18 protein-coding genes are annotated in these 21,528 nt (G+C 60.5%); 10 read left to right on the forward strand and 8 right to left on the reverse strand.

The genetic code is table 11. The annotated features are described in order from the left end of the window. Position 1 precedes the first annotated feature (1 nt). On the forward strand, positions 2 to 955 hold the full coding sequence (locus tag NL528_RS18110; RefSeq protein ID WP_309184952.1) for a carbohydrate kinase: 954 nt from the start codon (positions 2 to 4) through the stop codon (positions 953 to 955). 12 nt (positions 956 to 967) lie between these two features. On the opposite strand, the gene NL528_RS18115 is transcribed toward NL528_RS18110, so the two are convergent. Then, complete coding sequence (locus NL528_RS18115; protein WP_309184054.1) at positions 968 to 1,216, reverse strand: SDR family oxidoreductase; 249 nt, start codon at positions 1,214 to 1,216, stop codon at positions 968 to 970. Here NL528_RS18115 and NL528_RS18120 point away from each other — a divergent pair. Continuing rightward, a complete protein-coding gene (locus tag NL528_RS18120) occupies positions 1,215 to 1,337 on the forward strand; it encodes a hypothetical protein (RefSeq protein ID WP_309184055.1) in 123 nt (40 codons plus the stop codon). The two genes, NL528_RS18115 and NL528_RS18120, sit on opposite strands and share 2 nt — an antisense overlap. A gap of 310 nt (positions 1,338 to 1,647) precedes the next feature. Here the strand turns inward: NL528_RS18120 and pyk are convergent, their stop codons facing one another. From pyk to NL528_RS18150, 6 genes are all read right to left on the reverse strand, one after another. Then, on the reverse strand, positions 1,648 to 3,096 hold the full coding sequence (pyk, locus tag NL528_RS18125; protein WP_309184056.1) for a pyruvate kinase: 1,449 nt from the start codon (positions 3,094 to 3,096) through the stop codon (positions 1,648 to 1,650). Between the two features lie 2 nt (positions 3,097 to 3,098). Then, entirely contained in the window at positions 3,099 to 4,370 is a 1,272-nt protein-coding gene (locus tag NL528_RS18130; protein WP_309184057.1) for a glycerate kinase, read from the reverse strand. 19 nt (positions 4,371 to 4,389) lie between these two features. Next, complete coding sequence (gene glxR / locus NL528_RS18135; RefSeq protein ID WP_309184058.1) at positions 4,390 to 5,277, reverse strand: 2-hydroxy-3-oxopropionate reductase; 888 nt, start codon at positions 5,275 to 5,277, stop codon at positions 4,390 to 4,392. A gap of 25 nt (positions 5,278 to 5,302) precedes the next feature. Then, positions 5,303 to 6,088: a hydroxypyruvate isomerase gene (gene hyi, locus NL528_RS18140; RefSeq protein WP_309184059.1), complete on the reverse strand. Its 786-nt coding sequence runs from the start codon at positions 6,086 to 6,088 to the stop codon at positions 5,303 to 5,305. 58 nt (positions 6,089 to 6,146) lie between these two features. Further along, positions 6,147 to 7,946: a glyoxylate carboligase gene (gcl, locus tag NL528_RS18145; RefSeq protein ID WP_309184060.1), complete on the reverse strand. Its 1,800-nt coding sequence runs from the start codon at positions 7,944 to 7,946 to the stop codon at positions 6,147 to 6,149. 229 nt (positions 7,947 to 8,175) lie between these two features. Next, entirely contained in the window at positions 8,176 to 9,024 is an 849-nt protein-coding gene (locus NL528_RS18150) for an IclR family transcriptional regulator C-terminal domain-containing protein (protein ID WP_309184061.1), read from the reverse strand. A 360-nt stretch (positions 9,025 to 9,384) separates the two neighbouring features. Here NL528_RS18150 and oxc point away from each other — a divergent pair, with 360 nt between their 5' ends. The 7 genes from oxc (at position 9,385) to NL528_RS18185 (ending at position 18,161) form a co-directional block, all read left to right on the forward strand. Further along, positions 9,385 to 11,118 (forward strand): oxalyl-CoA decarboxylase, encoded by a 1,734-nt coding sequence (gene oxc / locus NL528_RS18155; protein ID WP_309184062.1) that lies wholly within the window; start codon positions 9,385 to 9,387, stop codon positions 11,116 to 11,118. Between the two features lie 61 nt (positions 11,119 to 11,179). Next, positions 11,180 to 12,457, forward strand: coding sequence for a formyl-CoA transferase (frc, locus tag NL528_RS18160; RefSeq protein WP_309184063.1), 1,278 nt, complete (start codon positions 11,180 to 11,182; stop codon positions 12,455 to 12,457). 340 nt (positions 12,458 to 12,797) lie between these two features. After that, positions 12,798 to 14,114, forward strand: coding sequence for an oxalate/formate MFS antiporter (gene oxlT / locus NL528_RS18165; RefSeq protein WP_309184064.1), 1,317 nt, complete (start codon positions 12,798 to 12,800; stop codon positions 14,112 to 14,114). A 98-nt stretch (positions 14,115 to 14,212) separates the two neighbouring features. Then, a complete protein-coding gene (gene sucC / locus NL528_RS18170) occupies positions 14,213 to 15,415 on the forward strand; it encodes an ADP-forming succinate--CoA ligase subunit beta (protein WP_309184065.1) in 1,203 nt (400 codons plus the stop codon). Further along, entirely contained in the window at positions 15,415 to 16,299 is an 885-nt protein-coding gene (gene sucD, locus NL528_RS18175; RefSeq protein ID WP_309184066.1) for a succinate--CoA ligase subunit alpha, read from the forward strand. Before sucC ends, sucD begins: the two co-directional genes overlap by 1 nt. Positions 16,300 to 16,339: 40 nt before the next feature. After that, on the forward strand, positions 16,340 to 17,314 hold the full coding sequence (locus tag NL528_RS18180; RefSeq protein WP_309184067.1) for a 2-dehydropantoate 2-reductase: 975 nt from the start codon (positions 16,340 to 16,342) through the stop codon (positions 17,312 to 17,314). A 106-nt stretch (positions 17,315 to 17,420) separates the two neighbouring features. After that, positions 17,421 to 18,161 carry a fumarylacetoacetate hydrolase family protein gene (locus NL528_RS18185; RefSeq protein ID WP_309184954.1) on the forward strand — a complete coding sequence of 247 codons (741 nt, stop codon included), beginning with the start codon at positions 17,421 to 17,423 and terminating at the stop codon, positions 18,159 to 18,161. A 363-nt stretch (positions 18,162 to 18,524) separates the two neighbouring features. Here the strand turns inward: NL528_RS18185 and NL528_RS18190 are convergent, their stop codons facing one another. Further along, the gene (locus NL528_RS18190; RefSeq protein ID WP_309184068.1) at positions 18,525 to 19,640 is read right to left on the reverse strand and encodes a substrate-binding domain-containing protein; all 1,116 of its coding nucleotides are present in this window, start codon (positions 19,638 to 19,640) and stop codon (positions 18,525 to 18,527) included. A 130-nt stretch (positions 19,641 to 19,770) separates the two neighbouring features. Here NL528_RS18190 and NL528_RS18195 point away from each other — a divergent pair, with 130 nt between their 5' ends. After that, the gene (locus NL528_RS18195) at positions 19,771 to 21,258 is read left to right on the forward strand and encodes an aldehyde dehydrogenase family protein (protein WP_309184955.1); all 1,488 of its coding nucleotides are present in this window, start codon (positions 19,771 to 19,773) and stop codon (positions 21,256 to 21,258) included. Positions 21,259 to 21,528 lie beyond the last annotated feature (270 nt).

Raw genomic sequence — 21,528 nt, forward strand, 5'->3', positions numbered from 1 at the left:
CATGCTGCTGAGTTGTGGAGATGCCCTGGTCGATTTCCTGCCCGTCACATCTGTCGACGGGCGCGACGCGGCCGTACCGGTTGCCGGTGGATCCTGTCTCAACATCGCCGTCGGCATGGCGCGCCTGGGCGCGCCGGCAGGGTTTGTGGGCGGCATCTCGACGGATTTGTTCGGACGCATCATCGCCGACCACGCGCTCGGCTCGCAGGTTGACCTCCGCCATGCGACGCGCAGCGAACATCAGACGACACTTGCGTTCGTCCGACACCTGGAAGGCGAGCCGCAATATGCGTTCTACGACGAGGCGACGGCGTCCCGAGCCTGGACCTATCGGCGCGGCTCCATACCCTTTGATGAGATCGAGGCAATCCATGTCGGATCTTCCACGCTCGCCCACGACCAGGGGGCCGCCCAGGCGCTTGCGATGATCGAAGACGCCGGCGGTGCAACCACCATCTCCTTCGACCCGAACTGCCGGCCCAATCTGGTCAAGCTCAAGGCGCGCTACGTGGATCAGATGGATGCGTTCGCCGCCGCCGCCGACATCGTGCGGATGTCCGATGTCGATTTCGAATTTCTCTATGGCGGCAGTGACTACCGGGAAAAGGCGAAGTCACTCATTGCTGCCGGTGCAAGCCTCGTCGTTGTCACGCGTGGAATCAAGGGAGCTCGGGCGTGCCACGGAGAGGCAGGTCTGGTTGAAGTCGAGGCGCCCGCAGCGGATGTGGTGGATACCATCGGCGCTGGCGACAGTTTTCAAGCTGCACTGCTGTTCGCCTTGCGTGCCATCGGGCGGATTGAGCGCCGGGCGCTGGCGCGAATGAATTCCGGCGAGCTTGCCCGGGCGTTGTCGTTCGCGTCGGCTTGCGCGGCGTTCACCTGCGGGCGTGCGGGGGCTGATCCGCCGCGCCGATCAGACGTCGGTCCGGCGTTGTCTCGTCTCATGGCCGGATAGATCGAGCAAAATCTAAAGCGTGATTGAGCCGACGCTCGCGCCGCCGCAGTCGGAATCCCGGCTCGAGAAAAACATGACGGCTCGGGCCACATCGTCCGGCCGGCCGATGCGCCCAACGGGGATCGAGCGGGCGAGTTGATCCAGTTTCGGACTGCCCTGCGGAACCAGCTCGTGAAACATGTCGGTCTCGATTGGTCCCGGCGCCACCAAATTGATCGTGATGCCGTGAGGCGCGGTCTCCAGCGCCCAGGTACGCGCCATGCCGAACATGCCCGCACGGCATCATGATGAGCGGTGCCGTATTCAAGCGCGCGGGCTGTCGGCCGACTATCGGGTCGTCATCATCGATCTCCGCGGCTTCGGCCAATCCGACAAGGCGTAAGCCGGCTATTCCGGCGAGAACTTTGTCGGCGATCTGAAATACCTCATCGATCACCTGAATCTGAAGCGGCCGATTATACCAGCGATAAAACCTTTGGACCGTCAGATACTGGGGAAACTATCCAGTCGGGAACTGACTAACAAACAATACAGAAGCTGCGCTTTGCAGGGATTTGAAGCTGAAGGCGAGGGCGGCGACCGAAAGTTAGGGCAGGCTTGATGAAGCCGGCGCCGTCTTCTTTATTCGCGATGTTTGAATCCAAGACGGGCAGCACTTCAGCAGTTCGTCAGGTATCTTTTTCGATCCATCATCAGTCCGTCAGGACCGCGGGTGCAAGCGCGGTAGAAAGCGTTACCACGCGCAAAAGATTCGTCGTGCCGGATACGCCGAACGGTATGCCGGCAATGATCACGATGTTATCGCCAGGCTTTCCAAAATCTCCCGCAAGGGCCGAATCGCAGGCGAGCTGGGTCATTGACGCCTCATCAGTGATTTCGGTTTCCACCACGACCGAATGAATGCCCCACACCGGCGTCAATTGACGTGCCGTTGCAATCGACGGCGTCAGACTGAGAATCGGCGCGAGAGGCCGCTCGCGCGCCGCGCGCATGCTGGTGAAACCGGATTTTGTGTAGGCAATGGTCGCCGTCGCCGAGACCAGCTTGGCGACAAGACGCAAGGCCGAACATATCGCATCGGCATGGCTGGCCCGAAAATCCTCCGGTTTGGGGCCTGTCAGGGTTTGAGTGTGTGCATCATTTTCAACGCCGTGAATGATCGAATCCATCATGACAACTGATTCGACGGGAAAACGCCCGCTGGCGGATTCCGCTGACAGCATGACAGCATCGCTGCCTTCATAGACTGCCGCTGCAACGTCCGAGGCTTCTGCCCGGGTCGGAACCGGGGACGCAGTCATGGATTCAAGCATTTGTGTTGCCACCACGACGGGTTTCCCCTCGCGACGGCATGCGCGCACGATCCGGCGCTGGATTATTGGAACCTGCGCCGGTGGCAATTCAACACCGAGGTCGCCACGCGCAACCATGATGCCATCGGCAAGTGCCACGATGGCATCAAGATTTTCGATGGCCGCCGGCTTCTCGAGTTTGGCCATGATCAACGCGCGAGATCCGATCAAGGTTCGTGCTTCGGCGATGTCTTCGGCCTTTTGCACGAACGAAAGTGCAACCCAGTCGGGTCCGTGCTCAAGTCCGAAGGTCAGGTCGCGACGGTCCTTTTCGGTGAAGGGTGACAGCGGCAGAATGACGCCGGGAACATTGACGCCTTTGCGCTCCGACAATCTGCCACCGATCATCACGCGCGTTTCGGCGTAGCACGGACCACATTCCAGGACTTCGAGGCGCAGCTTGCCGTCATCGAGCAATAGATCGGTGCCGGGAACCAGGGCTGCGAAAATCTCCGGATGGGGCAGGGGCACGCGCGTCCGGTCGCCCGGTGTGTTTTCGAGATCGAGCCTGAGCTTGTCTCCGGAATGAAGCTCGACAGGGCCGTCGAAAAAAGTACCGATGCGAAGCTTGGGGCCCTGTAGATCGATCATGATTCCGATCGGACGGCCGACATCGCGTTCGACACCCCTGATCGCCTCGAAGCGTCTCTTGTGATCGTCGTGGGTCCCGTGGCTGAAATTCAGCCGGAACATGTCGACGCCGGCATCGAACAGGGATCTGATCGTTGCCGGCGACGAACTGGAGGGTCCAAGCGTAGCAATGATCTTCGCGTTCCGGGAGCGGCGCAAAATCAATTCCTTTTGGTGACCAATATGGCTCTGAAGTCGTTGACGTTGGTGCGCGTCGGGCCAGTCATGACAAGATCGTCCAGGGCTGCGAACAGGGTGTAAGCATCGTTGTCCGCAAGCCGCGACTTGACGTCGATATCGGCGAGCTTGGCGCGATCCAGCGTGTCAGGCGTGAGAATCGCTCCAGCGTTGTTTTCGCTGCCGTCAATGCCATCCGTATCTGCGGCGAGCGCCCAAATGCCGTTCCTGCAATCGGTAGCGATCCCAAGACCCAGAAGAAATTCCGCATTGCGGCCGCCACGGCCCTTGCCGCGCACGGTCACGGTGGTCTCACCACCGGAGATGAGAGCGCAGGGAATTTCGAGCGGCTGGCCCCAATCGCTGCATTGCCGAGCAATGCCTGCATGAACGAGACCGACGTCGCGGGCCTCGCCCTCGATGGCATTGCCAAGGATCAGGGAAGCCAATCCGGCATCGCGCGCGACCCTGGCCGCGGCCTCCAGAGATTTCTGCGGCGTCGCCACCAGACGGCTTGTGACGTTTGCAAAGCGCGGATCGCCCGGCTTCGGCGTCTCCGACGCCTCGTCGTTCAGATGCATGGCAACGCTAGCTGGAATCTCAATGCTATATTTTGTCAATACGGCCAGCGCGTCGGAGCGCGTGGAGAGGTCCGGCACGGTGGGACCGGACGCGATAACGGAGAGATCGTCGCCTGGCACGTCCGAGATCATCAGTGCAACCACGCGCGCCGGCGCTGCCGCGACGGCAAGACGACCGCCCTTGATCGCAGACAAATGTTTTCGCACCGTGTTCATTTCTGCGATATGCGCGCCGCATTTCAGCAGGGCGCGGTTGATGGCCTGCTTGTCGGCAAGTGATACGCCATCGGCGGGCAAAGCGAGCAGCGCGGAACCGCCGCCCGAAATCAGAACCAACACGAGATCGTCCGCCGTCAGCCCGGAGACCTTGTCGAGGATCCGGCGCGCCGCCTTCAATCCCGCCTCATCCGGAACCGGATGCGATGCCTCCACCACCTCGATATGCTTGCAGGGCACGCCGTGGCCGTAGCGGGTCACCACCAGACCTTCGATCGGGCCGTTCCAATGAGCCTCCACGGCCGCCGCCATCGAAGCCGCCGCCTTGCCGGCGCCGACAACGACTGTGCGGCCCTTCGGCCGCGGCGGCAGATGCGCCGGCACGCACAGGGCGGGCGCCGCCGCGTTCACCGCCGCCTGAAACATGTTGAGCAACAGACGGCGATAATCGATACTCATGGTGTGCTTCCGATCGGCTTCACGCGCTGCCGATTTCGTGGCTTGCCATCAGCTCCAGCGCCTTCACCATCGCTGAGTGATCCCAGGCCTTGCCGCCTTGCGCCGCGCAGGAATTGAAGAGCTGCTGCGCTGTTGCGGTATTCGGTAACGAAAGCCCCAACGCCCGTGCACCTTCCAGCGCGAGGTTGAGGTCCTTCTGGTGCAGCTCAATACGAAAGCCGGGTTCGAAGTTCCGCTTCACCATGCGCTCCCCGTGCACCTCGAGAATTCTCGAAGAAGCGAAGCCCCCCATCAGCGCCTGCCGCACGAGAGCCGGATCGGCTCCGGCTTTTGATGCAAACAGCAGAGCTTCTCCCACCGCCTCGATCGTTAGCGCGACGATGATCTGGTTGGCGACCTTCGTGGTCTGGCCGTCGCCGTTTCCACCAACGAGGGTGACATTCTTGCCCATCTTCTCGAACAGCGGCTTCATGGTATTGAACGCCCGCTCCGGGCCACCCACCATGATCGTCAGCGATGCGGCCTTTGCGCCGACCTCGCCGCCCGAGACCGGGGCATCGAGATAATCGGCGCCGAGTGCGTTGATCTTTTTCGCAAATTCCTTCGTGGCGAGCGGCGAGATCGAGCTCATGTCAACGACGATCTTGCCTTTTGAAATTCCCTCCGCGACGCCGCTTGCGCCGAACAGGACCGCTTCGACATGCGGCGTATCGGGCACCATGACGATGACCACGTCGGATTCGTCGGCAACCTGCTTGCCGGATTTGCAGACGATGCCGCCCGCGGCCACGAGCTCCTGCGCAACTGGCCCGACGTCGTGAAGAAATAGCCGATGGCCGGCAGCCTGAAGATGTCCGGCCATCGGACGTCCCATGATACCGAGGCCTATGAAGCCGACATCAATCATTTTGATCTTCCCTGTAGGTGTTTGACTATGTGTCCATTGTTAGCATCGCGTGCCATCCGAGGCCTTCAGTCGTGGAAGTCCTCGGCTTGTATTCGCAGCCAATCCAGCCGCCGTATCCGATCTGGTCGAGATGACGGAACAGGAAAGGGTAGTTGATCTCGCCGGTGCCGGGTTCGTTGCGGCCGGGATTGTCGGCCAGCTGAACATGCCCGATGCGCGGCAGATGTTTTTGCAGCGTTCGCGCGATATCACCCTCCATCACCTGCATGTGGTAAATGTCATATTGAATGAAGAGATTCTCCGATCGGACATCGGAGATGATCTGAACAGCCTGCTGGGTCCCGTTCAGGTAAAAGCCGGGAATATCGAGCGTGTTGATCGGCTCGATCAGCAAGCGAATGCCTTCCGGCGAGAGCGCGTCGGCAGCGAATCGCAAATTCTTCAGGAGTACTTCGTTCAACTCACGCATGTCGGCATCGGCGGGCGCGACGCCGACCAGGCAATTGACCTGACGGCAATCGAGCGCCTTTGCGTAATCGATGGCGCGCAGGACGCCATCGCGAAACTCATCGACCCGATCCGGGAAAATAGCGATCCCCCGTTCGCCGCCCCCCCAATTGCCCGCCGGCAGATTGTGCAGTACTTGCGTAAGTCCATGTTGCTCCAATTGCTCGCGCAACATGCCCTTTTCGAACTCATAGGGGAACAGATACTCCACGCCGCTGAAGCCGGCGGCCTTGGCTGCGGCAAACCGGTCGAGGAATGGCATTTCGTTGAAGAGCATGGTCAGATTGGCTGCAAATTTCGGCACGATCGGATGTCCTCGTGTCTTCCGCTAACGGTGTTTATCGATCCGGATTGATCTGCCTCTAGACAGGCAGAAGCGTGCCTCGCGACGGCGCATGCGGACTTGGGGGCGTATCGTCGATCGGCAAGTCGAGAATTTCCTCGAACTCGACGATGTTGTCGATCTCGGTCCCCATCGCGATATTGGTCACTCGTTCAAGGATGAACTCGACCACGACCGGCACACTGTATCGTGCCATCAAGTCGCGCGCCGTCGAGAACGCTGCCTGCGCGTCCTTGGGATCGGTCACGCGGATCGCCTTGCAGCCGAGGCCTTCGGCGACCGCGACATGATCGACGCCGTAGACGCCAAGTTCCGGCGCGTTGATGTTCTCGAACGACAACTGCACGTGATAGTCCATGTCGAACCCGCGCTGGGCCTGGCGGATCAATCCGAGGTAGGAATTGTTCACGACGACGTGGATGTAGGGCAGCTTGAACTGTGCGCCGACCGCGAGTTCTTCGATCAGGAACTGGAAATCGTAGTCACCGGAGAGTGCTACGATCTCGCGATGTGGATCGGCGGCGCGCACGCCCAGCGCCGCCGGCAATGTCCAGCCCAGGGGGCCGGCCTGACCGGCATTGATCCAGTTGCGCGGACGGTAGACGCCGAGGAATTGCGCGCCCGCGATCTGCGACAACCCGATCACGCTGACGTAGCAGGTATCGCGCCCGAACGCCTTGCTCATCTCCTCATAGACGCGCTGCGGCTTGATCGGCACGTTGTCGAAATGGCTCTTGCGGAGCATCGAGCGCTTGCGATCCTGGCACGCCGCAGGCCAGGCCTGACGCTCCTTCAGCTTGCCGGATTTCCGCCGTTCCTTCGCAACTTTGACGAACAGTTCAAGCGCGGCCTTGGCGTCGGATGCGATGCCGAGGTCGGGATTGAAGACACGCCCGATCTGGGTCGGCTCGATATCGACATGCACGAAAGTCCGCCCCTTGGTGTAGGTCTCGATCGACCCGGTGTGCCTGTTGGCCCAGCGGTTGCCGATACCGAGTACGAAGTCGGATTCCAGCATCGTCGCATTGCCGTAGCGATGGCTGGTCTGCAGCCCGACCATCCCCGCCATCAGCACGTGATCATCCGGGATAGCGCCCCAGCCCATCAGCGTCGGCACGACTGGAACGTTGACGATCTCCGCGAACGCGACGAGGAGGTCGGATGCATCGGCATTGATGACGCCTCCGCCCGCCACGATCAGCGGACGCTCGGCGGCATTGAGCATATCGAGGGCCTTCTCGATCTGTTTGCGGGTTGCGGACGGTTTGTAGACCGGCAGTGGTTCATAGGTTTCGTCGTCGAATTCGATTTCCGAAAGTTGCACATCGAGCGGCAGATCGATGAGCACCGGACCGGGACGTCCCGAACGCATAATGTGGAACGCCTGGCTGAATACGCGGGGCACGAGCGCCGGCTCGCGCACGGTCACCGCCCACTTCGTCACGGGTTTGGCGATCGACTCAATGTCGACAGCCTGAAAATCTTCCTTGTAGAGACGCGCGCGGGGCGCCTGGCCGGTGATGCAAAGGATCGGAATCGAATCGGCGATCGCAGAATAAAGACCGGTAATCATATCGGTGCCGGCGGGGCCTGATGTCCCGATGCAGACACCGATGTTTCCTGCCTTGGCGCGCGTATAGCCCTCAGCCATGTGGGACGCACCCTCGACGTGACGCGCCAGAATGTGGTTGATCGAACCGCGCTTCTTCAGGGCTGAATACAGCGGGTTGATTGCGGCGCCCGGAACACCGAACGCGCACACAACGCCTTCCTTTTCCAGAATACGCACGGCAGCATCGATTGCTCGCATCTTCGCCATTTCACACCCCGTTCACTTATTTTGGTTCGGGCGTGATCATCAGGGGAGGGAGGAAGTATCTCAATGAGATTGAATTTGTTTCCCATCATGCGGAATGGATCGCGAAGTTTGCGCGATATCAGACGATTAGGCGGATTCTAAAATGGAAGATATCGAGTGTGGACGAACGTGGCCGACGCAAGCGATAACCGCTTGCCGGTGAGAACACCGCAATCCCGGAGAGTCTCGCTCAGCAAGACTTTGCGTCGGGCATCGTGCCGCCGAGCGCTTTGGTCAGTTCGGCTGCGACTTCCTGCACGAGTTTCCCGAGAACAGGCAGGCGGTCGTTCGGAACGCGAGAGGCCTTGCCCGACACCGAGATGGCAGCAAGTGGTTCGCTGCAATCGTCGTAGACGACAGCGGAGACACACCGCAGGCCGATCAGGGCTTCTTCATCATCGATCGAGTAACCCTGCTGTCTGATGTCGTGAAGCGATTTGCAGAGTTCGCCGGCGCGCACGATGGATTTCGACGTCAGCCTGGGCATGCCCTCACGCTGAATGATCGCGAAGACGTCCTGTTCGGAATAGGTCGATAGCAGAGCCTTGCCGAGCCCCGAGGCAACCATGGGGACCCGGCCACCGACTTTGGTGACAGATCGCATGATCTCCCGGCTCTCGACCCGGGTCAGAACAACCATCGCGCCGTCGTCGACGACGGCGAGGTTTGCCGTTTCGCGCGTCTGGTCGCGAAGCTTGCGAAGATAGGGCAAGGCCTGTGTCACGAAATTGCGACGCCGAACGAATGTCGAGCCGACAGCGAAGCTTTGCGCCCCGATGTGCCACATCGATTCGTCGCGATCGAACTGGACGAACCGCCGCTTCTCCAGCGTCGTCAGCAATCGGTGAACCGTCGAAGGCGACAAACCTGTGCGCACCGCGAGGTCTGTCAGCCGATATCCCTCATCATCCTCGGCCAGCGTTTCGATAATCAGGAGAGCACGATCCACCGATTGTACGCCGCCGTCGGCGGGGTCGGGATCGCTGTCCGAACGGGATTTCAGCTCGATGGCCTTGCGGCGGATCACGTTTCTCTTCATCGCGACCTGCATATATCCGTGTGAAGAGTGTTCGTTTGCTCGATTTCAAATTCCGCTCTGCACGCGCGCCGCGTTCAGGCCTTCTCGCGTTTCGCTTCGTTCCCGGCGCCCGCGATGCCGCTGCTTTCGCCGGGCAGCGTTCGCACAATGAGCCTGCAAGGATCTGCTGGCACAGGTGGTATTTGGTATGCCAATAGAGCGTTTTGTCAAGAGTGTTTCACAAAATACGCATATTAATCGCGGAAACAGACTTGACCGTATGGTATCTGGTATGCCAGATTAGCCATGGTTTCGCTTTGGGAGGCGACACAGAAGACGACAAGCTCGTCCACATCAGGAAATGGCCGGGGAGAAAGCGGAATGTCCGTAGCGGTACTGCAGAGCATTGATGCAACTGAAGCCGAGCGCGAGTTGACCGACGGCTTTAACCTGATGATCGATGCGCTGAAGCTCAACGGGCTCACCACGATCTACGGGGTGCCCGGCATTCCGATCACGGATTTCGGCCGCATGGCGCAGGCCGCGGGCATCCGCGTCATTTCGTTCCGCCACGAGCAGAACGCCGGCAACGCGGCGTCGATCGCGGGCTTCCTGACCAAAAAGCCCGGCGTTTGTCTGACGGTTTCGGCGCCGGGTTTTCTGAACGGCCTGACCGCGCTCGCCCATGCCACGACCAACTGCTTTCCGATGATCCTGATCTCGGGCTCGTCCGAGCGCGAGATCGTCGACCTGCAGCAGGGCGACTATGAGGAGATGGACCAGCTCGCGATCGCCAAGCCGCTGTGCAAGGCGGCGTTCCGCGTGCTGCACGCCGCCGACATCGGCATCGGGCTGGCCCGCGCGATCCGCGCCGCGGTCTCGGGCCGTCCGGGCGGCGTCTATCTCGATTTGCCGGCAAAACTGTTCGGCCAGGTGATGGACGCCGAGGCCGGCAAGAAGTCGCTGGTCAAGGTGATCGACGCCGCGCCGGCGCAGATACCCGCGCCCTCCGCGGTCAAGCGCGCGCTCGACGTGCTCAGGAACGCAAAGCGTCCGCTGATCATCCTCGGCAAGGGCGCGGCCTACGCCCAGGCCGATGACGCGATCAAGAGCCTGGTCGAGAAGAGCGGCATTCCGTTCCTCCCCATGAGCATGGCCAAGGGATTGTTGTCCGACACCCATCCGCAATGCGCCGGCGCGGCGCGCTCGACGGTGCTGAAGGATTCCGACGTCGTGATGCTGATCGGCGCGCGCCTCAACTGGCTGTTGTCGCACGGCAAGGGCAAGACCTGGGGCGATCAGCCGAAAAAATTCATCCAGATCGACATCGAGCCGAAGGAGATGGACTCCAATGTCGAGATCGTTGCTCCCGTGGTCGGCGACATCGGCTCCTGCGTTACGGCGCTGCTCGAGGGCATGGGCGCCAACTGGGCGGCGGCGCCGTCCGACTGGACCGGCGCGGTCGCCAAAAAGCGCGAAGAGAACGTCGCCAAGATGGCGCCGCGGCTGATGAACAACAACTCGCCGATGGACTACCACGGCGCGCTCGGCGTGCTCCGGACCATCATCAAGGAACGGCCGGACGCCATCCTCGTCAACGAGGGCGCCAACACGCTCGACCTCGCGCGCGGCGTCATCGACATGTACCAGCCGCGCAAGCGGCTCGACGTCGGCACCTGGGGCGTGATGGGCATCGGCATGGGCTATGCCATTGCGGCGGCCATCGAGACCGGCAAGCCGGTGCTCGCGGTCGAAGGCGACTCGGCGTTCGGCTTCTCCGGCATGGAGGTCGAGACGATCTGCCGCTACAAGCTGCCGGTCTGCATCGTGATCTTCAACAATGACGGCATCTACCGCGGCACCGACGTCAATTCGGCCGGCGCCGATCCCGCGCCCACCGTGTTCGTCAAGGGCTCGCGCTACGACAGGATGATGGAAGCGTTCGGCGGCGTCGGCATCAACGCGACGTCACCGGATGAACTGAAGCGCGCCGTGAACGAAGCGATGGATTCCGGCAAGCCGACCCTGATCAACGCCGTGATCGATCCCGCCGCCGGCTCCGAAAGCGGCCGCATCGGCAACCTCAATCCGCAAAGCATCTTGAAGAAGAAGTGAACAGACCTTCAACCCCCAATACGCCCTGCGGATGCGTGGGCGAGAGTACGGAGCAAAGACGATGACAAAGGCGCTCGAGGGCGTTCGCATTCTCGATTTCACCCACGTCCAGTCGGGACCGACCTGCACGCAATTGCTGGCCTGGTTCGGCGCCGACGTGATCAAGGTCGAGCGCCCCGGCGTCGGCGACATCACGCGCGGCCAGCTGCAGGACATTCCCAACGTCGACAGCCTGTATTTCACCATGCTCAACCACAATAAGCGCTCGATCACCCTCGACACCAAGAACCCGAAGGGCAAGGAAGTCCTCACCGCCCTGATCAAGAGCTGCGACGTGCTGGTGGAGAATTTCGGCCCCGGCGTGCTCGACCGCATGGGTTTCCCCTGGGAGAAGATCCAGAGCATCAATCCGAAGATGATCGTGGCCTCGATCAAGGGTTTTGGCCCCGGACCGTATGAAGACTGCAAGGTCTATGAGAACGTCGCGCAGTGCACCGGCGGCGCCGCCTCCACCACCGGCTTCCGCGACGGGCTGCCGCTCGTCACCGGCGCGCAGATCAGCGACAGCGGCACCGGCCTGCATCTGGCGCTCGGCATCGTCACCGCGCTCTATCAGCGCACCGTCACCGGCCGCGGCCAAAAGGTCACCGCCGCGATGCAGGACGGGGTCTTGAACCTTGCCCGCGTCAAGTTGCGCGACCAGCAGCGGCTCGCCCACGGTCCGCTGAAGGAATACAGCCAGTTCGGCGAAGGCATTCCGTTCGGCGACGCGGTGCCGCGCGCCGGCAACGATTCCGGCGGCGGCCAGCCCGGCCGCATCCTCAAATGCAAGGGCTGGGAGACCGATCCCAACGCCTACATCTATTTCATCACGCAAGCGCCGGTCTGGGAGAAGATCTGCGACGTGATCGGCGAACCCGGCTGGAAGACCCATCCGGACTACGCCAAGCCGCCGGCCCGGCTGTCGCGATTGAACGAAATCTTCGCGCGGATCGAACAGTGGACCATGACGAAGACGAAATTCGAGGCGATGGACATCCTCAACAAGGACGACATCCCCTGCGGGCCGATCCTGTCGATGAAGGAGATCATCGAGGACCAGTCGCTGCGCGCCACCGGCACCGTGGTCGAGGTCGATCATCCGACCCGCGGCAAGTACTTTTCGGTCGGCAATCCGATCAAGATGTCGGACAGCCCGAGCGACGTCACCCGTTCGCCGCTGCTCGGCGAACACACCGACGAAATCCTGCGCCAGGTGCTCGGCTTCACCGACCATCAGGTCGCCGAGATCCACGATTCCGGCGCCCTCGATCCGCCGCGGAAGCAGGCGGCGGAGTAAGCGACTTCAGAGCCTCGATGTCTGGCATCTGGTATATCTAACCTGTTACGAGCCAATGGATTCAACCTCCGGCCCGTTCGTCAAAATCCGCGATGCGCCGCCCCTGATTTAATTTCACACCTTGCTGCCATGTCTGCACGACCGTCTCTCCCAAACTAAGCCCCGAATTTCGGGGCTTTCTTTTTTTGACACAATATTTCACGCGCTAATGGGATTGGCGTAACAAGCGCGATTTTTATTGAAGTTCCGCAAACTATTCGCTTGCCATCTGGTATATTGCATACCAGACTGGTGTGCAGGACAGAACGAGGCTCATTTTAAAACCAGGCCCGGAGGAAGCATGACAATCACGACAAAGGCTGCTGCGTTGCCGACGGTTGAAGGCAAGAATTTCCGCTGGCTGCAACTCGCGATGGGTATTGCCTGCATGGCGATGATCGCGAACCTGCAATATGGCTGGACCCTGTTCGTCGATCCGATCGACGCAAAATTTCACTGGGGCCGCGCAGCTATTCAGTTGGCTTTCACTCTCTTTGTGCTCACCGAAACCTGGCTGGTGCCGATCGAGGCATGGTTTGTCGACAAATATGGACCGCGCATTGTCGTCATGTTCGGCGGAGTCATGATCGCCCTCGCCTGGGTCTTAAATTCTTACGCCACCTCGCTGACGATGCTTTACGCCGCCGCCGTGTTCGGCGGAATCGGTGCAGGCTCGGTCTACGGAACATGCGTCGGTAATGCCCTGAAATGGTTTCCTGACCGGCGAGGTGTTGCGGCCGGCGCGACCGCGGCCGGTTTCGGCGCCGGTGCCGCCATCACGGTAGTGCCGATCGCTCAGATGATCGCTTCCAGCGGATACCAAAGCGCGTTCCTTACATTCGGCATCGGGCAGGGCCTGATCGTTTTTGTTCTGGCAATCTTCATCCGCAAGCCGTCGCAAGTGATGGCGGTGACAAAGAAGCAGCTCAACCTGCCCCAAACCAAGATCGACTTCACGCCGCCACAGGTGCTGCGCAGCCCAATATTCTGGGTCATGTATCTGGTGTTTGTGATGGTCGCCGCGGGCGGTCTCATGACGGCAGCCCAGATCGCGCCGATCGCGCATGACTTCAAGATCGCGAACGAACCCGTCAGTCTTCTGGGCTTTCAGATGGCGGCATTGACCTTCGCAATATCGCTCGACCGGATTTTCGACGGCTTCGGCCGCCCGCTCTTCGGTTGGCTGTCTGACACCATTGGCCGCGAGCATACGATGTTCATCGCGTTCGCGACGGCAGCGCTCATGGTGCTGACCCTCTCCGTCTTTGGCAATATCCCAATCGTCTTCGTCCTTGCGACCGCTGTGTATTTCGGCGTGTTCGGCGAAATCTACAGCCTGTTTCCCGCAACCAGCGGCGATACCTTTGGTGCCAAGTTTGCGACCACCAATAACGGCATGCTCTACACCGCCAAGGGGACGGCCGCGCTGCTGGTCCCACTCGCGAGCCTGGTTGCGACAACCTACGGCTGGCAGGCGGTCTTTGTCATCGCTGTCGGCCTGAACGCCACCGCAGCGCTGCTTGCATTGTTCGTGATCAAGCCGATGCGGCGTGCGTTCATTCTGGGCAATGAAGCCGCTCGCGTCGACGCAGATGCGCGGACGATGGGCGTGGTTTGAGCGCCACTGTTTGAAAATCCAGGCGAGGTGAACATCCGTGCACCTCTCTTTTTCGTCTCCAAAGTACTGGCATACAAAATACAAGAGTCGAGGACGGCATGAATATCCATGAATACCAGAGCAAGGCCATTCTAAAGAGCTTCGGCGCACCGGTCTCTCAAGGTCAAGCGGCGCTCACAGTTGAAGAAGCCGTCGCTGCGGCCAAGACGCTCCCGGGCCCTGTGTACGTGGTGAAATCTCAAATCCATGCCGGCGGCCGCGGCAAAGGCAAATTCAAGGAATTACCGGCCGATGCAAAAGGCGGTGTGCGGCTCGCCAAATCAATCGATGAAGTGGCCACCTGTGCAAGGGAAATGCTCGGCCGCACGCTCGTCACCGCGCAGACTGGTCCCGCAGGCAAGCAGGTCAACCGCCTGTATATCGAGGACGGCTGCGACATCGAGAAGGAGTTCTACCTATCGATGCTGGTCGATCGCGAGACGTCGCGCGTCTCTTTCGTTGTCTCGACCGAAGGCGGGATGGACATCGAAAAGGTTGCGCATGATACGCCCGACAAAATCGTGACCTTCTCGGTCGATCCCGCAACCGGCATCATGGCGCATCACGGGCGCGCAGTGGCCCGCGCGCTCGGCCTCAAGGGCGATCTCGCAAAGCAGGCAGAGAAGCTGGCGGCGCAGCTCTACAAGGCCTTTGTCGGCACCGACATGGCGATGCTTGAGATCAATCCGCTGGTTGTCACCAGGCAGGGCGAATTGCGATGCCTCGATGCCAAGGTCAGCTTCGATTCGAACGCGCTGTACCGGCATTCCGACCTGGTCGAACTGCGCGACCTGACAGAGGAGGACGAGAAGGAGATCGAAGCGTCGAAGCACGATCTCAACTACATCGCGCTGGAGGGCACGATCGGCTGCATGGTGAACGGCGCCGGTCTGGCCATGGCAACCATGGATATCATCAAGCTTTACGGCGCAACGCCGGCAAACTTCCTCGACGTCGGCGGCGGGGCGACCAAGGAGAAGGTCGCGGCGGCATTCCGGATCATCACATCCGATCCGCATGTTGAGGGAATTCTGGTCAATATCTTCGGCGGCATCATGCGCTGCGATGTCGTTGCCGAAGGTGTGGTCGCGGCTGTGCGGGAAGTCGGCTTGACGGTACCGCTGGTGGTGCGGCTCGAAGGCACCAATGTGGAGCTTGGCAAAAAAATCATCAAAGAGTCCGGTCTCAATGTCGTGCCGGCGGACAACCTCGACGATGCCGCACAAAAGATCGTCAGAGCCACACGAAGGGAGGCCGCGTAATGGCCATTCTGATTGACGGCAATACCAAGGTCATTTGCCAGGGTTTCACGGGTAAAAACGGTACCTTCCACTCCGAGCAGGCCGTGCTTTACGGCACCAAGATGGTCGGCGGCATCTCGCCCGGCAAAGGAAGCACCCGGCATCTCGACTTGCCGGTGTTCGATACCGTGGCCGAAGCTCGCGAAAAGACCGGCGCGGATGCCAGCGTGATTTATGTCCCGCCGCCGGGCGCGGCGGATGCGATTTGCGAAGCGATCGATGCCGAGATTCCGCTCATCGTCTGTATCACCGAGGGCATTCCGGTGGCGGACATGATCAAGGTCGGCCGAGCACTCGACGGTTCAAAGTCCCGGCTGATTGGCCCGAATTGCCCCGGCGTGATGACGGCGGGTGAATGCAAGATCGGAATCATGCCCGGCAATATCTTCCAGAAGGGAAACGTCGGAATCGTTTCTCGCTCGGGAACGCTGACCTACGAGGCGGTATATCAGACCACCGCAGAGGGGCTCGGGCAGACCACCGCGGTCGGCATCGGCGGCGATCCGGTCAAGGGCACCGACTTCATCGCGATGCTTGAGCTATTCCTCGCCGATCCGGCGACGAAATCCATCATCATGATCGGCGAGATCGGCGGCTCGTCGGAAGAGGACGCCGCGCAGTTCATCAAGGATGAAGCAAAACGTGGCCGAAGGAAGCCGATGGTCGGCTTCATCGCAGGGCGTACGGCCCCTCCGGGCCGCCGCATGGGCCATGCCGGTGCGATCATCTCCGGCGGAAAGGGTGATGCGGAATCCAAGATCGCTGCGATGGAGGGCGCCGGCATTCGTGTGTCTCCTTCGCCGGCGCGTCTTGGGAAGACGTTGATCGACGTGCTGAAGGGATAACCGGGTCATGAACGACCAGTCCAGTGCTTTGGAGGACGGTATGAAAATCTGTATCTACGGCGCCGGCGCGATCGGCGGCTATCTCGGTGTGCAGCTGGCTCAAGCGGGGGCAGATGTCAGCCTCGTTGCACGCGGCGCGCACCTGGCCGCAATGCGCGCCAATGGTCTCAAATTGCTGATCGGCGATGAGGAGCGCGTAGTGCATCCCCGTTGTACCGACAACCCAGCCGAGCTGGGGCCGCAGGATTTCGTGATCATTTGCCTGAAGGCGCACTCGATCACCGGTGTCATCGAAGCAATCCAGCCGCTGCTTGGCGCGCACACGCGCATCGTCACTGCAGTCAACGGGATTCCCTACTGGTATTTCTACAAGCACGGCAATGAGTGCGAGGGGGCGACGCTTGAAAGCATCGATCCGGGCGGACGGCAATGGCGGGAATTGGGTCCGGAGCGCGCGATCGGGTGCATCGTCTATCCCGCGACGGAGATCGAGGCGCCTGGCGTCATCCGTCATGTCTATGGCGATCGCTTCCCGCTCGGCGAGGCATCCGGCGAGAGAACCGCAGATGTCGAACGGCTTGCCGCGATGTTCGTCAAGGCCGGATTGCAAGCGCCCATTCTCGATCGGATCCGCGACGAAATCTGGCTCAAGCTGTGGGGCAATGTCTGTTTCAATCCGATCAGCGCGCTGACGCACGCAACCCTGGACAAGATCTGCACGGATCCGGCAACCCGCGCCCTGTCGAAGGCCATGATGCTGGAAACCCAGTGCATCGCGGAGACATTTGGCGTCAAATTCCGCGTCGACGTCGAACGCCGGATCGAAGGCGCGCGCAAGGTCGGTGCGCACAAGACGTCGATGCTCCAGGATCTTGAGCGCGGACGCCCGATGGAGATCGATCCGCTCGTCACCGTGGTTCAGGAAATGGGGCGTCTCACGCAGACTCCGACACCGGCGATCGACGCAGTTCTCGCGCTCGTAACGCAACGCGCCAGAATCGCAGGGCTCTATTGAACGCGGTTATCACCCTGCGGCCGGCCCGACGCCGGCGCAGTAACCTTGCTCTTGAACTTCGGAGAGTTTCATCGTGACCTATTGGGTTCGCTTTCAACACAGCGACATGACCGGGTTTGGAACGATCTCGCAATCAGAGATCAGCGTCCATGACGGCGAGATGTTCGGTAACTCACGGGCAAATGGCCAGCGCCTCGCTTTGTCCGATGTCGAACTGCTGGCTCCGACCGAGCCCTCGAAGATCATCGCTCTTTGGAATAATTTTCATGCGCTTGCCGCGAAATTGAAGGTCACTGAGCCCGACGATCCGCTCTACCTTCTGAAAGCGCCAACGACATCAGCCGCGCCGAATGCGGTCGTGAAACGACCGGCGTCCTATGATGGCAAAGTCACATACGAGGGCGAACTCGGGATCGTCATCGGGCGCAGATGCAGCGGGGTATCGGTCGATCAGGCCAATGATTATATTTTCGGGTATACCTGCGTCAACGACATCACCGCCGCCGATATCATCGGCAAAGATGCCACGTTTGCGCAATGGGCTCGCGCCAAGGGCTTCGACAGCTTTTGCCCGTTTGGGCCTGTCATCGCGTCCGGGATCGACCCGGCGAAGCTCGTTGTTCGGACGATTCTCAATGGCGAGGAGCGCCAGTCGTATCCGATTTCGGACATGATCTTCAGCGCACAGCAACTTGTCAGCAAGACTTCGCACGACATGACGTTGTTGCCGGGAGATCTGATCTGCTGCGGCACATCGCTGGGCGTCGGGTCAATGAAAGATCAGGTCAACAAGGTCACCATCGCGATCGACGGCATCGGCGAATTGGCCAACGAGTTCAGGCAATGACCCGGACCCGTTCGTCAATCGCTGCCGCGTGCAGGCGAATTTTCGAAGGTCAAATGCGCGGCGCGTAACCGCATGGGGGCGTCTTTTGACGGGGAATACGAACCCAAAAACCGACTGGGAGACAAAGGCCGATCACGCTATAGAAATGGCGCGTAGCATGCCGCCTGGACCGGCCCGGCACGATGCGATGAAGAGAGCTGGCTTGTTGCGCTGGTTGGCTGCGTTGATGCAGGAAATAAAACGGCGGGAAGCGCCGGTTCGCGGGAAGAAGCCAAGAAAGTGACCGGCGGTTAGATCCAGCGAAGTTTGTTGAGTCAGTTTTGTCGTGATGGAGCGGGCAACGGTTCGAGTTGAGAGGTTGCATCACCTTGGCAGATGCCGCTTCCGGGATGTGACAGGTTTTGGGTATAGGCTGTCCAGGAATTGCCGGACGGTGCTGACCGATCCAGTATTGACTGCCGCATAGCCGGGCAGGCGGGCGACGGCCTCGTGGAACGTGCTGCCCTTCATGACATCAAGCAAGCGCTGCATCGGCTCCGTTTCGAGAAATGAGCGACGGCAGACGAAAAAATAGTCTTCCGTCAGAAGCCGGATGAAATCGAGCCCAAATTGCCGCGCTGCGGCTTCGACGCCAAAACTGACATCGGCCATGTCGCTGGCTACATAGGCGGCGACGGCGGCGTGGGTAAATTCGATCTGCTGCGATCCGTTGATTCCGGCTTCGTCGATCTTGTGCAGCGCCAGCAGCTGGTCGAATAGCAGCCGCGTTCCGGAATCATGGTCGCGATTGACGAAACGCGCCTTTCGCTCGGCAAGGTCCTTGAGTGACGTGATCGCGAGCGGATTGCCGCGCTTGACCATCAATCCCATCTCGCGGGTCACGAAACTGATGACGCGATATTCGAGCGGATCGAGCCATTCTTCGCAGGCGTCGATGCTTTGCTGGCGCAATTCGCCGCGCGGCAGGTGAACCCCCGAGAGATCGCAGGCCCCCTGCGCAAGCGACAGCAGTGAATTCTGATTGCTCACATAGCGCAGATCGATGCCGATCCCCGGCGTCTGGTCGAGGAGTTCGCGCAGTTTGGCAACGGCAAAACCGTGACTGGCGTGAACGCGAATGACGGACGGCCCATAACGCAGAAAAGGTTTGATTTCGGTCGCCAGTTCCTGCGAAAGATTTTCGAGCTGCGGACCGAGGCGCGCCTGCATACGCTGTCCCGCCCAGACCAGCTTTTCCCCAAACGGTGTGAGCGCAGTGCCTTTGCCGCGATGGCTCTCGACCAGCGGCACACCGAAAAATTCCGACCATTGCTCGAGCAAATTCCAGACGTGCCGATAAGAAAGCTCGGCGTGCTTCGCTGCGCTGGCGAGCTTTCCGGTTTGCCGGATATCGTTGAGGATTCCGAGCATGACCACAGCGGTCTGCGGGCTGTCGTCCTTGTGAAATCGCCAGATGGTTTCGATCTCGATATGTAGCATCGGTCATCCCCAAGAATATGAAATGAACTTCATATGCGAGTCAAGCATAAGCAAGCATCGGCAGATCATATCATATTTACAGCAGCATGTTTTGTCCTCATTTTGGTGCACAATCACCGGAGGAAATATGATGTCGATTGCATATGACTATTCCCGTCAGACGACACCCTCAGTTTCGGCCTCCAGACCCAAACTGTTGCTGATTGACGGGCAACACGTCTGGTCAGCCTCCGGGCGTACGTTCAAAACCCTGAATCCGGCCACCGAGCAGGTGATCGCGACCGTGGCGGAAGGCAACGAGGTCGACGTCGATCGGGCCGTCGCTGCCGCGCGCCGTGCCTTCGAAGGTCCCTGGCGCACGATGCGCGCCGCCGAGCGCGGCCATATCCTGCTCAGGCTTGTAGACCTGATGAAAAAGCATGCGGATGAAATCGCCGCGCTGGAAAGTCTTGATGCCGGCAAACCGATCTCGGGTGTGCTGCGCCAGGACCTGCCGGCTGCCATCGACACGCTGACCTACTACGCGGGTTGGGCGGACAAGATCAGCGGCGAAGTCGTCTCAACGCGGGACGACGCGCTCACCTACACGGTCCGTGAGCCCGTCGGCGTGGTTGCGGTGATCGTACCATGGAATTTCCCGCTGATGATCGGGATGTGGAAGCTGGCGCCGGCTTTGGCCTGCGGCTGCACGATTGTCATGAAACCTGCCGAGTTGACATCGCTGTCGGCGCTGCGCATTGGTGAATTGGCGCTCGAAGCGGGTCTGCCGCCGGGCGTGCTCAATATCGTCACTGGACCCGGCCGGGTCGTCGGCGACGCCCTCGTCAATCATCCTGACGTGGATAAGGTTACCTTCACGGGATCGCCGGGGGTAGGACGCGGAATTCTGCGCGGCGCGGCGGGTAACTTCAAGCGCGTTTCGCTCGAGCTTGGCGGCAAGTCAGCCAATGTCATCTTTGATGACGCCGACATCGAGGCCGCGACCAAGGCCGCTGCGTCAGGAATCTTCTTCAATGCCGGGCAAGTATGCTCGGCAGGCTCGCGCGTGCTTGCGCACGAGAAGGTTTACGAGGAGGTCGTCGAACGGCTGACGCAACGCGCGAAGGCGATCCGGATGGGCGATCCGGCAGATCGTGCCACCGCACTTGGCCCGGTAATCTCCGAGAAACAAATGAAAAGCGTTCTCGATTACGTAGATATCGGCGAGAAGGAGGGCGCCGTGTTGACGACCGGCGGCAGGCGTGTCGGCGACCGCGGCTACTTCATCAGCCCCGCGGTGTTCGCCGACGTCGAGCACGAGATGCGCATCTCGCAGGAGGAAATCTTCGGTCCCGTGGTGAGTGTCATCAAGTTCCGCGACGAGGCCGATGCGCTGCGCATTGCCAACGGTACTGCCTACAGCCTCGCTGCTGGGGTATGGAGCCGCGACATCGGGCGCGTGCAGCGTTTCGCGAAGAAAGCGAACGCCGGCACCGTCTGGATCAATACCTATGGCTACACCGATGTGCGGTTGCCATGGGGCGGCGTGCGCGATTCTGGCTTCGGCCGCGAACACGGCTCGGCGGCGATCGAGAATTTCACCGAGCCCAAGGCGGTGTGGATGAATTTGAATAGCTGATGCCAGGGCGGGCCTATACATTATCACACGTTAAATATCGACCGTCAGCGAATGTCGGCGTCGGTGGCTGCAGGTTCCCGATTTGAACCTACGACGCGCACAATCACGCATCCCGCCGCGCGCAACTTCCATGGGATACGGCCACCGAATCCGCGATTAGAGCGATGCCGGGGCTTGGCACCGGCAAAGCGCAGCGCTGCTTTGCTTCTGACTTTGATGAGCCGTCTGATCGTGTGTTCGACTGTTCGACGCTGGCGAGATCGGAGCGGT

Source organism: Bradyrhizobium sp. Ash2021 (genome assembly GCF_031202265.1).
Taxonomy (GTDB): Bacteria; Pseudomonadota; Alphaproteobacteria; order Rhizobiales; family Xanthobacteraceae; genus Bradyrhizobium.